This window comes from Micromonospora sp. BQ32 (genome assembly GCF_059358895.1).
The window spans coordinates 17,151-36,436 of record NZ_JCADBI010000022.1; the positions used below are offsets into that span (position 1 = coordinate 17,151).

The 19,286-nt window shown below is 70.9% G+C and carries 19 protein-coding genes and 1 tRNA gene; 7 read left to right on the forward strand and 13 right to left on the reverse strand.

Annotation, left to right across the window (positions count from 1 at the left end):
* Position 1 precedes the first annotated feature (1 nt).
* Complete coding sequence (locus AC5L30_RS29670; RefSeq protein ID WP_494871290.1) at positions 2–652, forward strand: aminodeoxychorismate/anthranilate synthase component II; 651 nt, start codon at positions 2–4, stop codon at positions 650–652.
* A gap of 54 nt (positions 653–706) precedes the next feature.
* On the opposite strand, the gene AC5L30_RS29675 is transcribed toward AC5L30_RS29670, so the two are convergent.
* The 8 genes from AC5L30_RS29675 to AC5L30_RS29710 are packed head-to-tail and all read right to left on the reverse strand — an operon-like array spanning position 707 to position 10,425.
* Entirely contained in the window at positions 707–1,402 is a 696-nt protein-coding gene (locus AC5L30_RS29675; RefSeq protein ID WP_494871292.1) for a SanA/YdcF family protein, read from the reverse strand.
* Between the two features lie 19 nt (positions 1,403–1,421).
* Entirely contained in the window at positions 1,422–3,236 is a 1,815-nt protein-coding gene (pknB, locus tag AC5L30_RS29680; protein WP_494871294.1) for a Stk1 family PASTA domain-containing Ser/Thr kinase, read from the reverse strand.
* The gene (locus tag AC5L30_RS29685) at positions 3,233–4,642 is read right to left on the reverse strand and encodes a serine/threonine-protein kinase (RefSeq protein WP_494871295.1); all 1,410 of its coding nucleotides are present in this window, start codon (positions 4,640–4,642) and stop codon (positions 3,233–3,235) included. Before AC5L30_RS29685 ends, pknB begins: the two co-directional genes overlap by 4 nt.
* 1 nt (position 4,643) lies before the next feature.
* The gene (locus AC5L30_RS29690; protein WP_494871297.1) at positions 4,644–6,149 is read right to left on the reverse strand and encodes a peptidoglycan D,D-transpeptidase FtsI family protein; all 1,506 of its coding nucleotides are present in this window, start codon (positions 6,147–6,149) and stop codon (positions 4,644–4,646) included.
* Positions 6,146–7,642: an FtsW/RodA/SpoVE family cell cycle protein gene (locus tag AC5L30_RS29695; protein WP_494871299.1), complete on the reverse strand. Its 1,497-nt coding sequence runs from the start codon at positions 7,640–7,642 to the stop codon at positions 6,146–6,148. Before AC5L30_RS29695 ends, AC5L30_RS29690 begins: the two co-directional genes overlap by 4 nt.
* A 30-nt stretch (positions 7,643–7,672) precedes the next feature.
* Positions 7,673–9,148, reverse strand: a complete 1,476-nt coding sequence (locus tag AC5L30_RS29700; RefSeq protein WP_494871301.1) for a PP2C family protein-serine/threonine phosphatase — start codon at positions 9,146–9,148, stop codon at positions 7,673–7,675.
* Positions 9,145–9,630 carry an FHA domain-containing protein FhaB/FipA gene (locus tag AC5L30_RS29705; RefSeq protein WP_030331975.1) on the reverse strand — a complete coding sequence of 162 codons (486 nt, stop codon included), beginning with the start codon at positions 9,628–9,630 and terminating at the stop codon, positions 9,145–9,147. The genes AC5L30_RS29700 and AC5L30_RS29705 overlap by 4 nt, the downstream gene beginning before the upstream one ends.
* A 6-nt stretch (positions 9,631–9,636) precedes the next feature.
* Positions 9,637–10,425, reverse strand: coding sequence for an FHA domain-containing protein (locus tag AC5L30_RS29710; protein ID WP_007454122.1), 789 nt, complete (start codon positions 10,423–10,425; stop codon positions 9,637–9,639).
* A gap of 207 nt (positions 10,426–10,632) precedes the next feature.
* On the opposite strand from AC5L30_RS29710, the gene AC5L30_RS29715 reads away from it, so the two are divergent.
* From AC5L30_RS29715 to AC5L30_RS29725, 3 genes are all read left to right on the forward strand, one after another.
* A tRNA-Leu gene (locus AC5L30_RS29715) sits at positions 10,633–10,718 on the forward strand.
* A gap of 64 nt (positions 10,719–10,782) precedes the next feature.
* Positions 10,783–11,895 carry an NAD-dependent epimerase/dehydratase family protein gene (locus AC5L30_RS29720; protein WP_494871303.1) on the forward strand — a complete coding sequence of 371 codons (1,113 nt, stop codon included), beginning with the start codon at positions 10,783–10,785 and terminating at the stop codon, positions 11,893–11,895.
* The gene (locus tag AC5L30_RS29725; RefSeq protein WP_494871305.1) at positions 11,892–12,698 is read left to right on the forward strand and encodes a WecB/TagA/CpsF family glycosyltransferase; all 807 of its coding nucleotides are present in this window, start codon (positions 11,892–11,894) and stop codon (positions 12,696–12,698) included. Before AC5L30_RS29720 ends, AC5L30_RS29725 begins: the two co-directional genes overlap by 4 nt.
* A gap of 67 nt (positions 12,699–12,765) precedes the next feature.
* Here AC5L30_RS29725 and AC5L30_RS29730 read toward each other — a convergent pair whose 3' ends face one another.
* Positions 12,766–14,322, reverse strand: a complete 1,557-nt coding sequence (locus AC5L30_RS29730) for a S8 family peptidase (protein WP_494871306.1) — start codon at positions 14,320–14,322, stop codon at positions 12,766–12,768.
* A 217-nt stretch (positions 14,323–14,539) separates the two neighbouring features.
* On the opposite strand from AC5L30_RS29730, the gene AC5L30_RS29735 reads away from it, so the two are divergent.
* On the forward strand, positions 14,540–15,139 hold the full coding sequence (locus AC5L30_RS29735) for a hypothetical protein (protein ID WP_494871308.1): 600 nt from the start codon (positions 14,540–14,542) through the stop codon (positions 15,137–15,139).
* Here the strand turns inward: AC5L30_RS29735 and AC5L30_RS29740 are convergent.
* The 3 genes from AC5L30_RS29740 to AC5L30_RS29750 form a co-directional block, all read right to left on the reverse strand.
* Positions 15,107–15,505 (reverse strand): hypothetical protein, encoded by a 399-nt coding sequence (locus AC5L30_RS29740; RefSeq protein ID WP_494871310.1) that lies wholly within the window; start codon positions 15,503–15,505, stop codon positions 15,107–15,109. The two genes, AC5L30_RS29735 and AC5L30_RS29740, sit on opposite strands and share 33 nt — an antisense overlap.
* Before the next feature lie 213 nt (positions 15,506–15,718).
* Entirely contained in the window at positions 15,719–15,940 is a 222-nt protein-coding gene (locus AC5L30_RS29745; RefSeq protein WP_130405931.1) for a DUF397 domain-containing protein, read from the reverse strand.
* Entirely contained in the window at positions 15,910–16,791 is an 882-nt protein-coding gene (locus AC5L30_RS29750; protein WP_091396372.1) for a helix-turn-helix domain-containing protein, read from the reverse strand. The genes AC5L30_RS29745 and AC5L30_RS29750 overlap by 31 nt, the downstream gene beginning before the upstream one ends.
* A 626-nt stretch (positions 16,792–17,417) precedes the next feature.
* Between AC5L30_RS29750 and AC5L30_RS29755 the strand changes: the two genes are divergently transcribed.
* The gene (locus tag AC5L30_RS29755; protein ID WP_091396374.1) at positions 17,418–17,702 is read left to right on the forward strand and encodes a hypothetical protein; all 285 of its coding nucleotides are present in this window, start codon (positions 17,418–17,420) and stop codon (positions 17,700–17,702) included.
* 97 nt (positions 17,703–17,799) lie between these two features.
* The gene (locus AC5L30_RS29760) at positions 17,800–18,261 is read left to right on the forward strand and encodes a hypothetical protein (RefSeq protein WP_494871313.1); all 462 of its coding nucleotides are present in this window, start codon (positions 17,800–17,802) and stop codon (positions 18,259–18,261) included.
* A gap of 7 nt (positions 18,262–18,268) precedes the next feature.
* Here the strand turns inward: AC5L30_RS29760 and AC5L30_RS29765 are convergent, their stop codons facing one another.
* Positions 18,269–19,150: a PASTA domain-containing protein gene (locus AC5L30_RS29765; RefSeq protein ID WP_494871315.1), complete on the reverse strand. Its 882-nt coding sequence runs from the start codon at positions 19,148–19,150 to the stop codon at positions 18,269–18,271.
* Positions 19,151–19,286 lie beyond the last annotated feature (136 nt).

The following is a 19,286-nucleotide window of genomic DNA, read 5'->3' on the forward strand; positions in this document are numbered from 1 at the left end:
CATGCGCGTCCTGGTGATCGACAACTACGACTCGTTCGTCTTCAACCTCGTGCAGTACCTGGGCCAGCTCGGCGTGGACTGCGAGGTCCGCCGCAACGACGAGATCGACGTGGCCGAGGTGGGCACTGTTGGCGCCGACGGCATCCTGCTGTCGCCCGGACCGGGCACCCCCGACCGGGCCGGCATCTGTCTGGACGTCATCCGGGAATACGCGGGCCAGCTGCCGATCTTCGGCGTCTGCCTCGGCCACCAGGCGATCGGCGAGGCGTTCGGGGCGACCGTGACCCGCGCTCCAGAGCTGCTGCACGGAAAGACCTCCGAGGTACGACACCACTCGGTCGGCGTACTCGCCGGCCTGCCCGACCCGTTCACCGCCACCCGGTACCACTCGCTCGCCGTGTTGCCCGAGACGCTCCCGGACGAGCTGGAGGTCACCGGCTGGACCGGCTCCGGCGTGGTGATGGCGATGCGGCACCGGACGCTGCCCATCGAGGGCGTCCAGTTCCACCCGGAATCGGTGCTCACCGAGGGCGGTCACCTGATGCTGGCCAACTGGCTGGCCAGTTGCGGTCACCCCGAGGCGCTGGAGCGTGCGCCCGCGCTGGCCGCCGAGGTCGACGCCCGTCGTCTCGCGGCCTTCGCCACCGCCTGAGCGGTCGGACGTCAGAGCCCGGTCACCGGATCGCCGAGAGCGGGGCCGGCCGGGTCAGCCGCGCAGCGCGTTCTGGATCGCCGGATCCGCGGGCGAGCGCACCGCCGGCGGTCGATCGCGCACCGCGTCCCAGGCCGCCTTGCCACTGGCGAAGTAGTCCCGAATCGACTTCTCAGCCAGCAGGGCGGCACCGCAATCGTCGCAGCGGGCAGTCACCCCGTCGACATCGACGCCGAGGTGCCGGCACAGCGTCACCGCCCGGGACAGGTGGTACGACTGGGTGACGATCAGGGCCCGCTCGACGCCGTACACCTCGCGCGCTCTCGCGCAACTGTCATAGGTGTCCAGGCCGAACGGGTCGGCCACCACCCGACGCCTGTCGACACCGCGCTCGGAGAGGTACGTCGTCATCACCGCCGGCTCGTCGCCGGACGCGCCACCGCCGTCGCCCGACACGAGGACCACCTTGGCCCGCCCGCTGGCCACCAACTCGGCGGCGGTGTCCAGGCGGCCGGCGAGACGGTCCCCCGGCCGCTGCCGATCGGCTGCCACCTCGGTGCCGAGCACGATCACCACGTCGGCGGCGGGCGCGTCGGCGGCGGCGTACACGTGGCCGCGTGCGGCGAGCGTCGTCCACAGCCACGGTGAGCTGGCGAGCACCAGCACGACGAGGCCCGCGACGGCCAGACGGCGGAGGCGGCGAGGCCACCGCCGTACCGGCCCGGCCCGGCCCGCTTCCGCCTCGGTCATGCCGATGCCCGCTGGTGGCCTAGTCCTGGGGCCGGCTCGGCGGGGGCGGGAACGGCAGACCGATGCCGCCCCCGTTACCGGGAGTGGTCGGCGTGGCCGTCGGTGTCGCTGTCGGCGTGATCGTCGGAGTCGGGTCGGTCTCCGGCTCGGGTTGACTCACCTTGATGATCACCCTCGTGCCGGTGGGCTTCTTCTCCTTGCCGTTCGGGCTCTGGTCGGTGACCTGCCCCGCCTGGTCGGCGGGAACCTCCGGCCCCTTCTGCACATCGACAGTGAAGCCGTCGTTCCGGAGGACGCGGGTGGCCTCCTCCTGGCTCAACCCGACGACGTCCGGCACCTCGCGGATGTTGCCCTTCGAGACCGTGAGCTTCACCTGCGTACCTTCGGGAACGCTCTCACCCTCAGGCGGGTCGACGCTGAGAACCTCGTCCTGGCTCGCCTCGTCGTTCACCGTCTTGACCTCGTACTTGAGCTTCGCCTCGGTGAGCCGGGCGATGGCGCTCTCCCGCTTGCTGCCCTTGAGCCCGGCAGGGACACGCACCTCGGGCTTGCCGCCACAAATTTGAATGGTGACCGTGCGGTTCTGCTCCACCTGAGAGGTCGGCGGCGGGTTCTGCTGAACGACGGTGCCTACGGTGCAGTCACTGGCCAGCACCGGATCACCGACCTGTGCGGACAGGCCGGCTTTCTGGATCTCGGCAATCGCCACGTCCCGGGTCTTGCCGGTGAGGGTGGGCACCGACTTCAGGTCCTTGCCCTGCATGTTCCAGAGCAGGGCGGCGACCAGGGCGATCACCGCCAGTACGCCAACGGCGCTGAACATCGCGATCAGCCAGGAGGACGCCTTGCGCTGACGCGGGTCGCCCACCCGGGCCGGTATCTGCCGGGTCTGCTGCCCACCGTCGGCGGCCGGATAGCCGCCCCCACCGCCGGCCGGGGCCATCGCCACCGTCTCCGCCTCGCGCAGCACGGGGGTGGCCAGCACGGGCCGGCCGGCGGCGGCGCGGAGCAGGTCGGCCCGCATCTCGCCAGCGCTCTGGTAACGGTTGAGCGGGTTCTTCGACAGCGCCTTGAGCACGATCGCGTCGACGGCCGGGGTGACGTCCGGGTTGATGTCGCTCGGCGTCGGCGGCGTCTCCCGCACGTGCTGGTACGCGACACTGACCGGGCTGTCCCCGACGAACGGCGGGTGCCCGCAGACCAGCTCGAACAGCACGCAGCCGGCCGCGTACACGTCGGAGCGCGCGTCGACGGCCTCGCCGCGTGCCTGCTCCGGGGAGAGATACTGCGCCGTGCCGATCACCGCGCTGGTCTGCGTCATGGTGGTCGCACCGCTGGCCAGCGCGCGGGCGATGCCGAAGTCCATCACCTTGACCTGGCCGGTCTGGGTGAGCATCACGTTGCCGGGCTTGATGTCGCGGTGGATGATGCCGTGCCGGTGGCTGAACTCCAGCGCGGCGCACATGTCGGCGCAGATCTCCAGCGCGCGGCGAGGCTGGAGTCGCCCCTCGGCGCCGAGGACCTCCTTCAGAGTCCGCCCGTTGACGAACTCCATGACGATGAACGGCAGCGTCTCGCCGGTCGGCGCGGTCTCCTCGCCGGTGTCGTAGACCGCAACGATCGCCGGGTGGTTGAGCGAGGCGGCGTTCTGCGCCTCCCGACGGAACCGCATCTGGAACGTCGCGTCCCGGGCGAGGTCGGTGCGGAGCATCTTGATCGCGACGTCCCGACCGAGCCGGAGATCGCGACCACGGTGCACCTCGGCCATGCCGCCATAGCCGAGCAGCTCGCCGACCTGGTACCTGCCACCGAGCAGGCGGGCCTGCGCTGTCATCGCGTCTGTCGTCCTTCGCTCGTCGTCGTCCCGCCGTCGCCCGGCTGGAGTCGTACCTCCCGACGGTACGACGTCCGGGTCGGATCGTCGCGTCCGTCGAGTCGTAGCGCGCCGGACGCCACGGTGTGCGGCGCCAGTCCGGCGGATACGCCGGCCTGCGACTGCTTCCGTAGGTTGTAGGAAATCACGCCGGAGCAGAGCAGGACCAGCACGGCCAACAGGATGGCGAGAAGCACCATCCCGGGCCGGGACCGCTGCGGCTGAGGTGACGGCGTTGCCGGGCCGGCCTGCCGGACGTACGCCGGCGGGTGTTCCTGCCGAGGTGGCCCGGACGGCACCGCTGCCGCGCCGCGCGGGTAGCCGTTCGGTGCGCCCTGCGGCCGGGCAGGTTGGACGGCCGGCGCGACGGCGGTGGGGCGTGGCTGTTGGGCGGGCGCGATCGCGGTCGGCCTCGGCCCGGCCACCGGCGGGCGGGCAGTCGGCGGACGCATCTGGTGCGCCTGCGGCACCTGGGCCCGGCCCGGCGCGGCGGGTGAGGCGGGCGCCGCGGAGACCGGCCCGGAGTTGGCGCCGGCCCGGGCCTGCTGGGAGAGCGCGGCCTTGAGCTGACGGGCGACCCCGGCGAGGGCGGCGGCGCTCGGCCAGCGGGCGGCCGGGTCCTTGGCCAACGCCCGTTCCACCAGGGCGCGTACCTGTGGAGGGATGTCGGCCGGCAGTGGCCGGGGCGTCTCCCGGACGTGCCGCATCGCGATGTCGAGGGGGTTGTCGCCCTCGAACGGCCGCCGACCGGCCAGGCACTGGTAGGCGACCACGCCGAGGGCGTACACGTCGGACGCCGGGGTGGCCACGCCGCCGGTGGCCTGCTCCGGCGAGATGTACGAGGCGGTGCCGAGCACCGAACCGGCGGCGGTGAGCTGGCCGACCATGTCGGAGCGGGCGATGCCGAAGTCGGTCAGCACCAGCGTGCCGTTCGGCCGGACCAGCAGGTTGCCCGGCTTCACGTCGCGGTGCACGATGCCCTTCTCGTGCGCGGCGTGCAGCGCGTCGGCGGCCTGCGCGACGAGGGCCATCGTCCGGGCCGGAGTGAGCCGGCCGACCCGGCTCAACGTGGACGACAGGGCGTCGCCCTCGACGTACTCCATGACCAGGAAGGCGATCTGCTGGTCGTTGCCGAAGTCGTAGACGTCCACCACGCCGGGATGGTTGATGGTGGCCATGGTGCGGGCCTCGCCGCGGAACCGCTCGCCGAAGTCCGGGTCGTCGAGCAGGGCGGGGAGCAGGCTCTTCACCGCGACCGTCCGGCCGAGCACCTGGTCGGTGCCGCGCCAGACGTCGCCCATGCCGCCACTGGCGATCCGCTCGTCGAGGCGGTAGCGGTTGCCGAGCTGCACGCCGGGGCTGAGCATGTCAGCGACCCCCTGGGTCGGCGATGGCGGCCCGCATGATCTGACCGGCGATCCGAGCGGCCTCGGCGCTACCACCTGGGCCGGCCTGCTCCAGCATCACGCAGACCGCGGAGACCGGGTTGCCGTTCTTGTCCAGGGCGAAGCCGATGAACCAGCCGTGATCGGGCCGGTCCGGAGCGGACTGGGCGGTGCCGGTCTTGCCACCGACCGTGTAACCGCTGATCGCGGCATTCTTGCCGGTGCCGTTCCGGACCACGCTGACCATCATCTCGCGCAGGTCGGCGGCGACCTGCGACTCGACGGGCTGGCGCAGCTCCCGCGCCTTCGCGGTGTAGTAGCTGGTGGTCCGGTCCGGAGCGAGCAGCTGCCGCACCAGGTACGGCCGCATCTGGCTGCCGTTGTTCGCGATCGAGCCGGCGATCATGGCGCCTTCGAGCGGCGTCATCCGGACGTTGTTCTGGCCGATCGAGGACTGGGCCAGCGCGGCCGGGTCGGTGCTGCCGTCCGGGTTCTGCATGTCTCCGGTCCGGCTGGCCTCCGTGCGCAGGCCGTCCTCGCCGAGCTGCCCGACGGTGAGGTCCTCCTGCTCGAAGCCGAACTGCCGGGCCTTCTCCTTGACAGTCTCCGCGCCGAGCCGCACGCCGAGCTGGGCGAAGCCGGTATTGCACGACTCGGTGACCGCCGCCAGCAGGGTGACCTGCCGCTCCGGGCAGATCGACGGATTGGCGTTGCGGATCGGCGTGCCCGAGGTGGGCGCGGTGTAGCTGGGACCGGCCGGGATCTGGGTGGTCTTGGTGACGCCGTTCTCCAGCGCCGCCGCAGCCACCACGATCTTGAAGGTGGAGCCCGGGGGCAGCGTCTCGGAGAGCGCGCGGTTCTTCAGCGGACCGTCCGGGTCCTGTTCCAGCTTGTTGTACGCCGCCGCCGCCTCGTTGCTGTCGTGGCTGGCCAGCGGGTTCGGGTCGAAACTCGGCATGGAGACCAGCGCCTGGATCGCGCCGGTACGTGGGTCGATGGCGATCGCCGCGCCCCGCTTCGCACCCACCTCGTTGTTGCGCAGCTGGTCGTACGCCACGTCCTGCGCCCGCTTGGAGAGCGTGAGCAGCACGTTGCCGCCGCCGGTGTCGTCGCCGGTGAACATGTCCTTCAACCGGTCGCCGATCAGCTGGTCGCTGGTGCCGGCCAGGAAGTCGTTCTCCACCCGCTCGATGCCCTGGTCGGCCAGGTTGACCGGCTTGTAGCCGAGCACGTGGGCGTACTTGGCGCCGCTCGGGTAGGTGCGCAGGAACTTCAGGTTGCCGGTGGTCTCCTTGCTCGTGGCCAGGGCGGTGCCGCCGGCCTCGATGTTGCCGCGCTTGCGGTCGTACTCGGCGACCTGGACCCGACCGTTGTAGTCGCTGGTGCGGTATTCATCCGCCTTGTAGGCCTGGATCCAGTTGAGGTTGGCGAAGAGCAGACCGAACAGGACCATGACGACGACGCCGACGCGGCGAAGGGGTGCGTTCACGGCTTGATCACCTCCGTGGGAGCACCGTGCAGCTGCTCGGGCGGGCTACCGCTGGGACGAGCCGCCTTGCCGCTACCGCCGCCCCCGGTCACCGGTCGGCGGGCGCCGTCGGAGACCCGCAGCAGCACCGCGATGAGCAGCCAGTTGGCCATCAGCGACGACCCACCGGCGGACAGGAACGGGGTGGTCTGACCGGTCAGCGGGATGAGCTTGCTGATCCCGCCGACGATCACGAAGACCTGGAGGCCGAGGGTGAACGCCAGACCGCCGGCGAGCAGCTTGCCGAACGAGTCCCGAACCGCGAGCGCGGCGCGCAACCCGCGCTCCACGATGAGCAGGTAGACGACCAGCAGCGCGGAGAGGCCGAAGAGGCCGATCTCCTCACCGATGCCGGCGAAGATGAAGTCGTTCTGCACCTCGGGCAGGATCTCCGGCTGACCGCCGCCCGGCCCCGCACCGAACAGCCCGCCCGTGCCCAGGGCGAGCAGGCCCTGCACGAGTTGGTAGCCCTTGTCGGTCGGGTCGGCGAACGGGTCCAGCCAGATCTCCGCGCGCACGTAGAAGTTGGCGAACGGGCCGCCGACCGTCGAGCCGAGGACGTAGGCGAGGTACGCGCCGCCGAAGAAGAGGACCAGGCCGATCAGCAGCCAGCTGACCCGTTCGGTGGCGATGTAGAGCGTCACCACGAACATGCCGAAGTAGAGCAGCGAGGTGCCCAGGTCCTTCTCGAAGACAAGCACCAGGACGCTGATCAGCCAGACGCCGACCACCGGGCCGAGGTCGCGGCCACGCGGGAAGTCGATGCCGAGGAAGCGCCGGCTGGCCAGCGACAGCACCTCACGCTTGCGCACCAGGTAGTAGGCGAAGAAGACCAGCAGCGCCAACTTGGCGAACTCACCCGGTTGGATGGAGAAGCTGCCCACCCGGACCCACAGCTTCGCGCCGTTGATCTCGGAGATGCTGGACGGCAGCACCGCCGGGATCATCACCAGCACGATGCCGGCCAACCCCAGGGTGTACGCGTACCGCGAGATCGACCGGTGGTCACGCATGATGGCGAGCAGGCTGGCGGCGAGGATCACCGCGCCGAGCGTCCAGGCCAGCTGACGCCCGCCCTGCCCCGCGAAGACGGCCAGGCCCTCCCGCTCGGCCACCGGGGCGTCGCCCAGGTCGATCCGGCGGAGGAAGCCCACCCCGAGCCCGTTGAGCAGGGCCACCGCCGGCAGCAGCGCCGGGTCGGCGAACGGGGCGAGGAACCGGATGACCAGGTGCAGGCCGAGGAAGACCGCGCCGAGCGCGGCGGCCGGCATCCAGAAATCCGGGGTGACCGTGTCCAGCAGGTTCGCCTCGACGGTCGCCCCGTACGCGGCCACCAGCACCATCGCGAGCAGCAGCAGGGACAGCTCGGCGTTACGGCGCGACCGCGCCAGGCGTACGCCGGATTGCTCGCCCGCGGTGGCGGGCGAGGGTGCCGGTGTGGCCGCTACGGTCACGGGTGGAGTCCTCAGGATCTCAGCCGACGCTCACTCAGGAGACCGGCAGCCGGCCGGGTCGAGCGCCGGCGGGGCCGAGTCGGAGGGCGTGACGTCGGGTGTGGTGGTCGCGCCGGCCCCACCGAGAGCGGTGGTGGCACCGACGGTCGGGCTCGCGCTGACAACCCCGTTGGGGGTCGGCGACGCGTTGGCGCTCGGGCTGCCGTTCGGGGTCGGCGTCGAACCGACCGGGGTCGGTGTGGGCGTGGGCGTGTTGCCCCCGGTGACGGTCGAGTCGAGCGGGCAGAGCGGCTTCAGGTTGGGGTTGCTCGGCGTGTCACTGGTCAGCTCGGCGAGCTGACGCTCGGCGTCCGGCTCACTCTTGGCCCGGATGCCGACCTTGACGGTGTCCTGCGCGGCGACCGTGAGGTCGTCCAGGCGGGTGCCGCTGCGGCGATGCACGCTGGACAGGTCCATCCCGGCGATCTGACCCTGGACGCCGCGGAAGACGGCAACCTGGCCCTCTTCGGTGGCACCCACGTAGTACTGCCGCTGGGTGTACGTCCAACCGCCGAACGCCCCACCGCCGACGATCACCAGCAGGGCCAGCGCCATGGCGGCGGTCCGGACCGGGCGTCGCTTCGGCCGGTCGGCGTCATCGTCGGAGGCGGCCGGCTCCTCCGGCACGGCCGGGCGTGGCGCGGAGAGCGCCGAGGCTCGGGCGGCCGGAGTCGAGTCGTCGGCGGAGGTCGCCATGCCCCGGTCCCGGGCGGCGGCGCCGCCCACGATCGGGGTCGCCTCGACGATGTCCTGGTCCGTGGCGTCGGCGATGATCACCGTGATGTTGTCCGGCCCACCGCCGCGCAGCGCGAGCTGCACCAGCCGCTCGACGCACTGCTGCGGGTCGGCGTACTCCCGCAGGGTCTCGCCGATGGTTTCGGCGCTGACCACGCCCGAGAGGCCGTCGCTACAGATCAGGTACCGGTCGCCGGGCATGACCTGGCGGACCGAGTATTCCGGGTCGATGTCCCGACCGTCGAGGGCGCGGGTGAGCAGCGACCGCTGCGGGTGGCTGCTCGCCTCCTCGGCGCTGATCCGGCCTTCGTCGACCAGCATCTGGACGTACGTGTCGTCCTTGGTGATCTGCGCGAACTCGCCGTTGCGCAGCAGATAGGCCCGCGAGTCGCCAATGTGGACCATTCCCAGCTTGCTGCCGGTGAAGAGGGTCGCCGTCAGCGTGGTGCCCATCCCCTCCAGCTGTGGGTTGGCGTCCACCGTGTCGCGGAGTTGTTGGTTGGCGGTGCCCACGGCCGAACGCAACGCATCGACGAGAGCGTCCCCCGGGACGTCCTCGTCGAGCGGCGCCATGGCACCGATGACGATGTTGCTGGCGACGTCACCGGCGGCCATACCGCCCATGCCGTCGGCAACGGCGAGTAACCGCGGCCCGGCGTAGACGGAGTCTTGATTGCCGTCTCGGATCAGACCGCGGTCGCTGTGGGCCGCATAGCGCAGGGTCAGAGTCATGGCCGTAATTCGAGGGAAGTGCGGCCGATCCGGATCGGCACGCCGAGGGGGACGGGGGTTGGTCCGGAGACCTTAGCGCGATCGAGGTACGTGCCGTTAGTCGAGCCAAGGTCCTCGACGTACCACTGCCCGTCACGCGGCACGAGCCGGGCGTGTCGCGCGGAGGCGTAGTCGTCGGTGATGACCAGGGTGGAGTCCTCAGCCCGACCGATGGTGATCTGCGCCTCACCGAGAGTGATCCTGGTGCCGGCCAGCTGACCGGCCGTCACCACCAGCTGGTGCGCCGCTCTGCCCCGCTTCACTTTCGCTGGCTTGGCCGCCTGCCCCGTCGAGGCGCCCACCGCACGTGGCGCGGCCACCAGGCGACCGGATCGGGCGCCCGCGAAGAGGTCCCGGCGGATCACGCCGACCACCGTGAACACGAAGATCCACAGCAGGATCAGGAACCCGAACCGGGCAACGGTGATGACCAGTTCCGGCAAGGCGGGTCAGCCGTCCACGCGGAAGGTCAGCGTCGTCGTCCCGAGCTGGACCATGTCACCGGGGTTGAGCGCGACGGCGGAGACCCGCTGCCCGTTCACCATGGTGCCGTTGGTCGAACCCAGATCGGTCAGCACGACCTGGCCCCCGTCGAAATCCAACCGGGCGTGTCGCCGGGAGATGCCGACGTCGGGCAGCCGCAGGTTGGCCTGGTCGCCGCGACCGATCACCGTCGACCCCATCTGGAGGGGGTAGGTGCGACCGTCGCCGGAGACCAGCCGCACGTTGCGACCGCCACCGTGCCCGGGCGGCGGGCCGTAGCCACCGCCCTGGTCGTACGCGGGGTAGGCGGGCGGGCCGGCGTCGTAGCCGGGCGCCGACACCGGGGCGACCTCGCCGCCGGTGTAGACCTCGGCCGTGACACGGAACATGCCCGTGTCCAGACCCTCGCCTCGCTCGATCTCGACGATCACGTCGCCGTAGACCGTCCACGCCTGCTCGCCGATGAACTCCGCCTGCGACTGGGCCAACTCCTGGGCCAGCGCGGCGGCGTACGGCGCCAGCCGACTATGGTCGAACGGCGAGAGATCGATCACGTAGCGGTTGGGCACCAACGTGCGCCCACCGGCCAGGATCGCCTTGTGCGCCTCGGCCTCCCGCTGCATGGCGTTGAGGATCTCCACGGGGTGGACCACCCCTTTGAAGACCTTGGCGAAGGCCCCTTCGACCAGGCCTTCCAGACGCTTCTCGAAGCGTTGCAGCACGCTCACCGGCTCCTCCTCGGGTCCCGAGGACATGATGGTATCCGGCCGGCGCGCGCGCAGCTCACACGCCGCTCGGCCGGCTGCTCTCGACCCGTTCGGAAGGGCCGGGACTGTCGTGCTAATCTTTCGTCCGCCACGAACGGTAATCGCTCGTGGCGAGCGCCAGGGACAGCGTAGTATTCCCGAGGCCCGCTGGAGACAGCGGGGCCGGGGCGGCTAGAGTGTTCCGGGTCGTGCCACGGGGATGTGGCGGAATGGCAGACGCGCACGGTTCAGGTCCGTGTGCCCGAAAGGGCGTGGGGGTTCAACTCCCCCCATCCCCACCACCGACGAGGGCTCCGCTTAATGCGGGGCCCTTCCGTCATATCGGGGCGTGCTGGACGTCACGCTATGCTCCGATGGATTCTGCCTCCGATGGACCAGGAGTGGCGTGTGAGTGTCGCGTTGGTGACAGGGTCGGGTGGTCTGATCGGCTCCGAGGCGGTCCGGCATTTCGCCGGCCTCGGTCTGGATGTCGTCGGCATCGACAACGACATGCGCCGGTACTTCTTCGGCGAGGACGGCTCCACCTCGTGGAGCCTGGAACGGCTCAGCCGTGACCTGGGTAGCGCGTACACCCACTTCGCGGTGGACATCCGGGACCGGGACGGCCTGGAGCAGGTGTTCAAGAAGTACGGCTCGGACATCGCCGTGGTGATCCACAGCGCTGCCCAGCCGAGCCACGACTGGGCAGCCAAGGAGCCGTACACGGACTTCGACGTGAACGCCGGCGGCACGCTCAACATCCTGGAGAACACCCGCCGGCACGCGATCGACGCGCCGTTCATCCACTGCTCGACCAACAAGGTGTACGGCGACCGGCCCAACAGCCTGCCGCTCATCGAGCTGGAGACCCGGTACGAACTGCCCGAGGACCACCGCTGGTATCAGGGCATCACCGAAGAGATGTCGATCGACCACTCGCTGCACTCGGTCTTCGGCGCCTCCAAGGTCGCCGCGGACGTGATGGTCCAGGAGTACGGCCGTTACTTCGACATGAAGACCGCCTGTTTCCGGGGCGGCACGCTGACCGGCCCGGCACACTCCGCGGCCGAGCTGCACGGGTTCCTGGCCTACCTGATGCGCTGCGTCATGGAGGGCCGGACGTACAACCTCTTTGGCTACAAGGGCAAGATGGTCCGGGACGCGATCCACTCGCACGACGTGCTGACCGCGTTCGAGGCGTTCTTCCGGGCCCCGCGATCGGCGGAGGTCTACAACCTCGGCGGCGGCCGGCATTCCAACACCTCGCACATCGAGGCGTTCCGGATCGCGGAGGAGATCACCGGCCGCGAGGCGCGGATCAACTACGTCGAGCAGAACCGCACCGGCGACCACCAGTGGTACGTCAGCAGCATGGCCCGGTTCGAGGCGCAGTACCCGGACTGGAAGATCACCTACGACGTGCCGATGATCCTGCGGGAAATCTACGACGCCAACGTGGACAAGTGGGTGGCCCCATGAGCGCCCGAACCAAGCGCAACGTGCTCGGCGTCCTGGTCGACGCGACCGACTACGCCACGGCGACCGACGCGGTGGTGACCGCCGCGCACGAGCGGCGTCCCCTCGCGCTGACCGCGTTGGCCGTGCACGGTGTGATGACCGGGGTGCTCGACCCGGCACACAACGCACGGCTCAACTCCTTCGACATGGTCACGCCGGACGGGCAGCCGGTGCGGTGGGCGCTCAACCTGCTGCACCACGCCGGGCTCAGCGAGCGGGTGTACGGGCCGACCCTGACCCTGCACGTGCTGTCGCGCTTCGCCGACGAAGGGCTGCCGGTCTACCTGTACGGCTCGACCGAGGAGACCCTCGCCCGGTTGATCCCGGCCCTGGAGCGGATGTTCCCGGCGCTGAAGATCGCCGGGGTGGAGCCGTCCAAGTTCCGTACCGTCCAGCCCGGTGAGGACGCCGAGATCGCCGACCGGATCCGGTCCAGTGGGGCCCGGTTGGTCCTGGTCGGGCTCGGCTGCCCGCGCCAGGAGGTCTTCGCGTACGCCATGCGGCCGCTGCTCGACATGCCGCTGATGGCGGTCGGCGCGGCCTTCGACTACCACGCCGGTCTGTTGCGCCAGCCTCCGCCGTGGATGCAGCGTGCCGGCCTGGAGTGGTTCTGGCGCCTCGGTCTGGAGCCGAAGCGGCTCTGGCGCCGCTACGTCATCCTCAACCCGGCCTACCTGAGCCGGCTCGCCGCCCAGAAGGTCGGCCTGTGGAAGGCCCGCCCGCCGGCGCCGGCCACCGAGCGACCGGCCACCTTCTCGGTCTGAGCCCGATCTGTACGACGCGAGGCCCCACCCGGTGTTCCCGGGTGGGGCCTCGGTCGTGAGAGACCGGTCAGACGGTCAGGGTCCAGGTGTTGATGTAGCCGGTGTCGACCGAGTAGGTGTCCCGCACCTGAAGTCGCCAGATGCCGTCGGCGGCCTCACCGGACACGTTGACGGTGTAGGTGGCGTTCACGTTGTCGGCGCTGTCCGAGGTGCTGCTGTTCTTCAGCCGGTACGAGCTGCCGTCCGGGGCGAGCAGGTCGATGACCAGGTCACCGCGGTAGGTGTGCACGATATTCACCGCCACGGTGGAGGTCGAGGAGGCGTTGCGACCGCAGCCGGAGATGGTGATCGAGCTGGTCACCGCCGAGCCGGCGTCCGGGATCGACACGTCGGTGCCGTTGGTGCCGGTGCAGCCGGTGGGCGGCGGCGGGGTGCTGCCGGTGCCCACGTAGAGCAACAGGTTCGGCGAGCCCGAGCCGGGGTTGCTCACCACGTTGGGGGTGGCGTTGGTCACCAGTTGGTTGCGGACCTGCGCCGGGGTCCAGCTCGGGTTGGCGCTGGCCACCAGGGCCGCCGCCCCGACCACGTGCGGCGTGGCCATCGAGGTGCCGCTGATCGTGTTGGTCGCGGTGTTGCTGTTGTACCAGGCCGAGGTGATCGACGAGCCGGGCGCGAAGATGTCCAGGCAGGTGCCGACGTTGGAGAACGACGACCGGGCATCCGAGCTGGTCGTCGAGCCGACCGTGATGGCTTCCGTGGTACGCGCCGGCGAGGTGTTGCACGCGTTCGCGCCGTTGTCGTTGCCGGCCGCCAGGCCGTAGGTGACGCCCGAGGCGATCGAGTTGCGGACGGCGTTGTCCAGTGAGCTGTTCGCGCCGCCGCCGAGGCTCATGTTCGCCACCGCCGGCTTGATGGCGTTCGCGGTGACCCAGTCGACGCCGCCGATCACACCGGCGTTGGTGCCACTGCCGGAGCAGTTCAGCACCCGTACGCCGACGAGCTGGACGGCCTTGGCCACCCCGTACGCGGACCCGCCGACGGTGCCGGCGACGTGCGTACCGTGCCCGTTGCAGTCGTCGGCCGACCCGCCGTCCACCGCGTCGTAGCCGGAGGTGGCCCGGCCGCCGAAGTCGTTGTGGGAGAACCGGATGCCGGTGTCGATGATGTAGGCGTGCACGTTGCTCGCCGTGTTCGGGTAGGTGTAGGACCTGTCCAGCGGCAGGTTGCGCTGGTCGATCCGGTCGAGGCCCCAGGAGGGCGGGTTGGCCTGCGTTCCGGAGATCGACACGGTGTGGTTCTGCTCGACGTACGCCACCGCCGGGTCGGCCGCGATCCGCGCCGCCGCGTTCGCGCTCACCTTGACCTCGAAGCCGCGCAACGCCGCGCCGTAGGTGCGGGCCACCGTGCCGCCGTGGCGACCGGAGAGCCGCTTGGCGGTGTCGCCGACCCGGTCCCGGGCCACAGCGCTGTCCTTGAGTACGACGATGTAGCTGTCCGGCACGGCGGTGGCTCCGCCGGCGGCCCGAACCACACCCACGGGTTCGGCGGCCAGGGCCGGGGTGCCGACGGCCAGCACGGTCGCCGCGGCCACCCCGATCAGTACGGACCTTCGTGGAAGACCCATCTCCTACCTCCCTCTGACCGGCGGTGGAACGTGACCACCGGTCGCAACATCAATCGACACATGCCGATCTAGCTGAGGGTAGGTCAGCCGTCGGGTAGTTGGACATGTCGAAACGGCCATAACCTTCGAGTGATGACCCCCTACGGGCCCGGCGTCCGGGGCGAACGGGGGACCGGCCCGGATTCGCCTCGCCGGGATTCGGGGAAGACTCTCGAACATGGAGAGTCAGCTCACCATCCTGCTCCCGGTCGCCGCCGTCTGGCTGGCCGCCGGCGTCGTTGCCGACGGCCTTCCCCGGCTGCGCAACACCCGCATGCTGCGTCGGCGTACCGGATGGTTGCTGGTGCTGGCCCTCACCGGCGTGGCGCTCACCGCGGCCGTGCTCGGCGGCGGGCTGTTCAGCGCCGGCACCGCGCCGGTGGACCAGGCCGCCGCCGGGCTCACCCTGGCCGCCGGTCCGGCGCTCGTGGCGACGGTCTGCTCGGTACGGCGGATCCGCCGACTGCGGGCCGGTGCGGGCGCGTTCGCCAGCGCACCGGCCACCCCCGCTCCACACGGGCTGCGCGCCGCCGCGGCCCACCCGCTCGTCGGGCTGCCGTTACAGGTCACCGCCCTGGCCACGGTGCCGGCGTTGATCGCGGCGGCCGGCACCGACCTCGGAGCCGACCCCGGTGTCACCGGGCCGGCCATCACCGTGGGCGCGCTCGCGGTGCTCGCCATCGGGGTGCGGCACGCGCTCCGCCACAACCGCTTCGCGGAGCGGGCCCAGCCCGCCGTCGCACGGTCAACGCGGACGGCTGGCGCTCTGCACGTATAGCAACTCCAGGATCGACCTGGTCGCCTCGAACCAGCGGTCCAGCCAGTCCTGCGAGGGCACGGTGCCCTTCGGCGGCAATTCCATCAGCAGACCACGCAGCAACGGGTGGTCAGCCAGGGACTCGGGCGGCTCCATCGGCCAGCCCGCCGGCGGGAACGACGGTTCGATCAGCGGGTTCGGGTCCAGCGAGGGCAGCGAGAGCGGAGGATCCGTCGTCTCGGCGGCGCCCTCCCGCCCACTCAACTCCTGGTCGGTCGAGACCACCTCGGTCAGAACCGTGTCCCGACGAGCGCCGCGGTACTTGCCACCGAACCGCTCCGGCTTCGCCGGACCGGTGGTGAGGTTGTCTGAACCGATCGTCGTCATCCGTCTCGCCTACTCGCTCGGTTGCGGGTCGGTGCGGCGGGTTGTCGACCAGCGCCGTACCGACCGGTTCAACGAGACGAGGGCTCTCTGGCGACGGGAATCCCGACGGAACCTCGCCGAACCCGGCCCCGACGCGACCGCCGCGGCGTCCCGCGCGGGACACGGCAAAGTCCCCGTCCGGCGAACCGGACGGGGACTTCACTGACCAGTCGGTCAGACCGCGCCGAACACACCACCCCGGGTGCCGGCGACGAAGGCGTGCCAGTCACCCGGCGCGAAGACCAGGGCGGGGCCCGCCTTGTCCTTCGAGTCCCGCACTCCGACCGCCCCCGTCACGTACGCCACCTCCACGCAGTTGTCACAGTTCGGCCCGCTCTTCGAGCTCTTGAACCATGCTGCCTGCGTCAGGTCCACGGGGAACCTTTTGGTCGCCATTTCCACAACGGCTCCTCTGCCAGTTTTGCGATGTGTGCGACGGACTCCTCCGGACGTATGGCCGCAGCGCGGATGTGATCGAAGATGAAGCTGTACTTCTGTAGTTCGTCGCTCTTCTCGAGGAAGAGCCCACCCGTGGCGTTCTCCGCGTACACAACATCCGGATCACCGGGCTCAGGGAAGCTGAGGATCGTGAACGTGCCGTCCATGCCGGCATGCGCACCCACCTCGAAGGGCAGGATCTGCAGCGTCACGTTCGGCAACTCGGCCACCTCGACCAACCGCTTGAGCTGGCCGCGCATCACCTCGTCCCCGCCCACCGGCCGACTTACCACCGCCTCATCGAGCACCACCCACAGATCGACCGGATCGTCCTGGGTCAATAACGACTGACGGCCCAGACGGACACGCACTCTTTGATGCACCTGATCGGCGGTGAAGTCCGGCCGAGCGGCGCGGATCATGGCCCCGGCGTACTCCTCGGTCTCCAGAAGACCCGGAACGACCTGCTGTTCGTACGCCCGGATCGAACTCGCCGCCGCCTCCAGCCCGACGTACGCGCCGACGAGCACCGTGCTGTACGGATGCCACCAGCCCTTCTGGCGGGCCTCCCGGGCGATCTGCACGAGCTCGTCGCTCTCGGCGCCGACCACGCCGTAGATCCGCAGCATGTCCCGCACGTCGCGCGGGGTGGCCGTGGTGTGCCCGGTCTCGATCCGGGAGACCTTCGACGCCGAGCACTCCAACTGTTCGGCGACCACCTCGATGGTGATCCCGGCGGACTCCCGCTGCCGGCGCAGCTCGGCACCGAGCCGCCGCCGTCTGATGGTGGGACTGCGCCGCTCACTCATCGCGCAACCCGTGAGTCACTGGTCCCCGCCGCTGGCTGCTCGACCCCACTCGGGCTACCTCCGGTAACGCGCCACTGGGTGACACCCGCCGGGGGCGCGACCGTCGACCGGCGAGCGTTCGCGACGAAGGGGGTGGTGCCGGTCCTCGGCCGGCCGCGACGGGCGAAACCGGCCCTCAGTGTGCCGCCCGGACGCGGATGGCTTCAATAGGTCTTTCGCGCGACACGCTCGCGTATCGGCAAAAGTCGACGTGCAACTTGCATGAAGCACGTCCCTGATGCACTCTGTCCGTATGGCACGGATCACTCAGCGTCTCCGTTCGGTCCCTCGGAGTGGTGACCCCACCAATCCGGGGACGCCGGGCACGACGCGGGCCCGGCCGACGACGACGAGACCTGCTCCGGGGTAAGGACCCCGCCGCTGCAAGCCGGCAAGCTGCGGCGGCGGGCGCGGTTCCCGGAAGCAACCGGGTGGTGGTCGGGTGGCGGCACGTCACCAGCGGGGTACGGCCCGACCACCGCCATCCGCACCACCGGTTCACGAGGCACGACCCCGTCACCGGCCGAGACGTCCCCCGTTCAGGCACCGCCGGCGCAACTGCCGGCCGATCCTCCCCAGGAGCCCATGTGCTTCCCCGCACCGGTGACGTACTGCACGTGACTCGCGCGGCGAGTGTCCAGTTCCTCAGGCCGATCAAGTTCCGGGTGATCCGGGTGCTCGACTGGCCGACCTATGACGGCTGGCTCTGGCTCGACGGCTACGAGTTGAACGCCGCGGGCGACGCGGTCACCCGACGGTCGATCTTCGTCCAGCGGGAAGGGCTGCAGCAACTGCAGGCCGCCCCCGAACCCCGCCCGCACACCGTGCGGGCCCGCCGCCCGGTCGCGCGTACCCCGCTCCGGGTGGGCTGACCGACCCGATCCGCCGCCGGTGGGCGTGCCGTCGCCATAGAATTGGTACGCCCACCCCGGCACGTTCCACCCGCTCGTCCAGGACCCTGACCCTGGGATGGTCATGGTCAATCAGCCCGCCCTGCGGCGGCACCACCGCTCCCGTATCGCCTACACCTTCGGACTCCTCGCCCTCCTCGGGGCGATGGCGACACTCCTGGTCGTCGTCCACGACCCGGCGATGTCGTCCACCCGGCTGACCGCGCCGGTGCCCGCACCCGAGATCACCGTGCTCGACGCCGACCCGCCGACGGGCGACGGCCAGTCGGCCAACGAGGAGCCCGGCTGGATCGACACCGACGCCCCGGCCGACCACGCCGGTGGCGCCGACCCGACCGGGTCGGTGTCCGGGCTGGGTGCCGGCGGCCAGTCCGACGGCCGTCAGGAACTCGCCGAAGCAGCTCCAACCGGGCACAGCGCCACCGACATCCGTCGCTCCCTGTTCTGGTCCGGCATCTTCGGCCTCGCCATCTCGCTGGCCGGCATCGGCCTCGTCGGCACCCGCCGCCGGATGTGGTGACCAGCGGTCACGACGTGCTCGTCACCGTGGGGGTCGGCGTCGTCGGGCTCGCCCCGGTCGGAGGCTCGACCTGCGAGATGATCAACAACACCTCGTCCTCGGTCGACACCGACGTGCCCGCCCCCGGCTCGGTGCCCACCACCGTCCCCGGCGGCAGCTCCGACGGGCGGTACACCACCCGGTAGGGCAGGCCGAGCCGAGCCAACAGCCCCTCGGCGGTGGCCTGCGGCAGACCGGCGAGCGGAGGCACCGGCAGCTCGTCCGGCGCGTCCGTGGTCGGCGAACTGCTTGGCGACTCGCTGGTGGGCGTCGCCGACGTGGGAGCCGCGCTGGTCGGCGGGGTGCTGGGGGCACCGGTCGGCGGAAGGGACGGGGTGGGCCCACGGTCGTTCCGGTCGTCATCCTGCTGGGAGCGCACCAGCCAGAGCGCGCCGCCCAGCAGGCCGGCGAGCAACAGCGCCAGTACGCCCCAGAGGATCGGCAACCACCACCGCCGACCACCCTGCTCCTCGACGTACCACTCGCCGGCCGCGTCATCAGGCCGGGGCGCGCGCACCTCGGCCCGCCCGGACCACGCCGGCGGTACCGGTGCCGTCCGGTCGACCGGACGGCCCGGCCGGGTGCCGGCGGATCGGTCGATCGGCATGGTCTGGTCGGGCGACGAGTCTGGACGAGCCGGGACAGTCCGGTCGATCGGTGCCGTCTCGTCCGGGTCGGTGGCGGCTGACGTCGGTTGCGTCGGCTCCGGCCGGTCAGCGGCGGGGCGGATCGGCTCCGGGCGGTCGGCGGCGGCTCCGGGCGGTCCCGGGGAGTCTGCGGCGGAGGGCATGGGGCGGGTCCGGTCGTCGTCGTGCTCGCCCGCGGGAGGCTCCTGGCGGTCGTCGCTCATCGCACGTCCTTTCCCGAACCCGGACGGGCGTCATGGCCCTCGACCGCCAACCTAGTCGCCCACAGCACCATCGGTGGGGATCAGCGTGCCGAGCCGCGCCGGCTGCCGGCGAGGTAGACGGCGGGCACCCTCCGCA